At 69.4% G+C, this 3,216-nt stretch carries 3 protein-coding genes; all 3 read right to left on the reverse strand.

The window, feature by feature from the left end; genetic code table 11:
- Positions 1-936: tyrosine-type recombinase/integrase (locus ACWCRJ_RS44480; protein ID WP_450944683.1), on the reverse strand; the 936-nt coding region annotated here is incomplete at its 3' end.
- Positions 933-1,862 carry a tyrosine-type recombinase/integrase gene (locus ACWCRJ_RS44485; protein WP_450944684.1) on the reverse strand — a complete coding sequence of 310 codons (930 nt, stop codon included), beginning with the start codon at positions 1,860-1,862 and terminating at the stop codon, positions 933-935. The genes ACWCRJ_RS44485 and ACWCRJ_RS44480, both read right to left, overlap by 4 nt.
- Positions 1,859-2,755 carry a tyrosine-type recombinase/integrase gene (locus tag ACWCRJ_RS44490; protein WP_450944685.1) on the reverse strand — a complete coding sequence of 299 codons (897 nt, stop codon included), beginning with the start codon at positions 2,753-2,755 and terminating at the stop codon, positions 1,859-1,861. The genes ACWCRJ_RS44485 and ACWCRJ_RS44490 overlap by 4 nt, the downstream gene beginning before the upstream one ends.
- Positions 2,756-3,216 lie beyond the last annotated feature (461 nt).

Here is a 3,216-nt window from a genome sequence, read left to right on the forward strand (position 1 = left end):
GGTGGCGGTGTCGCGGGGTGCGGTGCGGGCCAGGGCGCGTTCCTTCATCGCCAGGTCGGCGTGGAGGTAGACGTCGGTGGCCTTGGTGCTGGCGTGTCCGAGCCAGAGGGCGATGGTGGAGGTGTCGACGCCGGCGGTAAGCAGTGCCATGGCCGCCGTGTGGCGAAGTGTGTGCGGGGTGACGTTCTTGCTGGCCAGGGCCGGGCATCGCTTGGTGGCTGCGGGCAGGTGCTTGCGGAGGATGTCGGCAACGGCGTCGCGGCTGAGGTGTCCGCCGACGCGGTTGGGGAACAGTGGGTCGTCCGGGGCTGCGTTGCGGGCGGTGATCCATCGCTGGAGCAGGCGGGCGGTGTGTTTCGTCAGCGGGGTGCAGCGCTGTTTGCGGCCCTTGCCGGTGCAGCGCAGGTGGGCGCCGGTGCCGAGTTCGGCGTCGGCGCAGGTGAGTGCGGTCAGCTCCGAGACGCGCAGTCCGCTTTGCGTCGCGACCAGCAGCAGGAGGTGGTCGCGTCGCCCCAGGAGGGTCGACTGGTCCGGGACCGCCAGCAGAGCTTCGGTCTCCTCGTGGCTGAGGAAGCACACGAGTGTGCAGTCGCGGCGCTTTTGCGGGATCGCCAGGACGCGCTGGATCAGCAGGGCGTGTTCCGGGCAGCGGTAGGCGGCATAGGCGAACAGCGAGTGGATCGCGGCCAGTCTGGCATTCCGGGTGGTCACGCTGTTGTTCCGGTCGTGTTCGAGATGGTCCAGGAAGCCGCCGACGAACACGGCGTCGATATCGGTCAGTTCCAGCGCCGACGGCGGGCGGCCGAGTTGACGGCGGGCGTATTCCAGCAGGAGGCGGAACGCGTCGCGGTAAGCCGCGATGGTGTGGGCACTAACCCGGCGCTGGGCCAGCCGCTCGGTGAAGAAGCCCTGCATGACAGGGGCCAGAGTGGTCACGGTGATTCCTTCCAGGTCCGGTCGAGGCGTTCGGCCGCGGCTGTCATCAGCTGCGGGCAGGCGTGCAGGTACCAGTAGGTCGTGGCCGGGCTGACGTGTCCGAGGTAGGTGGACAGCGCCGGAAGCCGGTGGGCGACGTCGGCGTCGGCGGCGTACCAATTCACCAGGGTGGTCACGGCGAACGTGTGGCGCAGGTCGTAGAGGCGAGGCTTGGCCGCGCCGACCGGGGCCGTGATGTCGACTGCCTTCAGCAGGCGGGTGAAGGTCTTGCTGGCGTTGGTGTGGTTCAGCCGGGTGCCGGCTCCGGAGAGGAAGAGCGCCTCGGTGGACGGTCGTGGACACAGTTCGTCGCGTCGGCGCTGGTAGTCGGCGAGCTGCTCGACGGTGGTGGGGTGCAGTGGGACCAGCCGGGACTTGCCGAACTTGGTCCCCCGCACCAGCAGGACACCGCGGTCCAGATCCGGGTCGGACCGGTCCAGTCCCATCGCCTCTCCGGTGCGGATCCCGGTCGCGGCCATGAGCCCGATGAAGGACTCGAACGTCGCCGCGCGAAGGGGATGTGCCAGGCACCGGGCCGCGTGGATCAGCGCGGTGATCTCCGCCTGCGAATACAGATACGGCTGCGTCGTTCGACCGGCGTCGCGGGGCAGCAGGCCCGGCGGCGGGATCTCGGTGAGTCCATCGAAAGCCGCCAGGAAGCGGGCGAACCCGCGGACCACCGTCAGCCTGGCCGCCCACCAGGCCGGATCGGCGCTGCCCGGCAGCACGGCCCACTCCAGTGCGGCCTGGACCGTCAGGTGCGAGTCCTCGCGCTCCTCCAGGAAGCCGACGAACTGGCCGAGCATCCGGCCCTCGACCTTGAGTTTGTAGCCCAGGCCCCGCCGGATCGCCAGATAGCGTTCGGAGTGGTCCCGGATGCCGTTCACCGCTCGCCCGCCGTCGGCCAGGGACGCACGACCGGTGCCAGAGCCAGCATGTCGACCTTGGCATAGATCGCCGTGGTGTCCTCGCTGTGGTGACGCAGCAGTTGAGTGACCTCGCCGAGGGTTCCGCCGCCGGCCAGCACCTGACAGGCGGCGCGGTGTCGCAGCTGGTGCGCGGCGACGACAGGTATGCCGGCGCGGCGCGAAGCGCAGCGCGGCACCATGACCACGGACTGCCGTGCCATCGGCGCGTCCGGGCCGACGGTGCGCAGGAACACCTCGCGGAACACTGACGGCCGCCGACCGTGCCGCAGCCAGTCGGCCAGCGCGGCGCCCACATCCGCGGGCAGCGGCATCCGGTCGACCCGTCCGCCCTTGCCCCGGACCACCAGCTCGCCGCCGCGCCAGTCCAGGTCCTCCAGACACAGCCGTGACACCTCGACCGCCCGCAGGCCCAGCCGTGCCATCAGCAGCAGAATCGCGAAGTCCCGCCGTCCCGGCGCGGTGGTCCGATCGCAGCTTCCCAGCAGGAACGGCACCACGTCCGTGCCTGCCGGCAGCCGGCTCAGCCGCCATCCGGCGACCGACGGCACCGCTGCGGCCAAGTCCCGGTCAAGTGCCGCGGTCACGAACAAGAACCGCAGCAGGGCCCGCAGACTCGACGTCACCACCTTCATCGACCCGGTGGCGTACCGCTTCGAGGTATCCAGGACGAAATCGGCCACCGACTCCGGGCTCAGCCGGTCCAGCCGAAGCTGGCCTCCGACAAGCTGCGCGGTCAGGAACCTGCGGGCGACGTCGACACGTCCGCGAACCGTACGTTCGCCGAGCCGGCGCTCACGCAGCAGATAGCTGCGGTACTCCTCCAGCACACCCTCGACCGGGCCCCCGACCACTCCATTCTCCTGTGGCGGGACGGTGCCTGAGTCCCGCAGAAAGCCAAGCATCGGTTGCAACGACCGATTCGTCAGCCACCGTCGGTGCCCAGCGTCCCGCCGTGCCTGGACGAACTCCTCCACTCGCTCTGCGGTCAGCTGCCCCGGAGCCAGTCCATTGCGTTCCAACCAGCGGCTCAGGTCCGCCAGTACGTAGGAGTGATCCTGAGAGGACCGCAGAGTGAACCCACGCCGCACCAACTCCAACCGGAACGGATGAACCGACCGGGCCAGCGGCCCCGACACCCGCACCGGATACCGACCATCTGTCGCTGCTTTGACCATGAGCGTGCCTCCTTCGAGAACCTCTACGAAGAAGACCGCGCAGGACCGCCGTTATGACATCCCTGTTCCGAATCCGCCAACATCAGCCAGCCATCGCCACCCAACCCGCCATAACCGACGCCCCCAGATAATTGCCG

Source organism: Streptomyces sp. NPDC002324 (assembly GCF_053593335.1).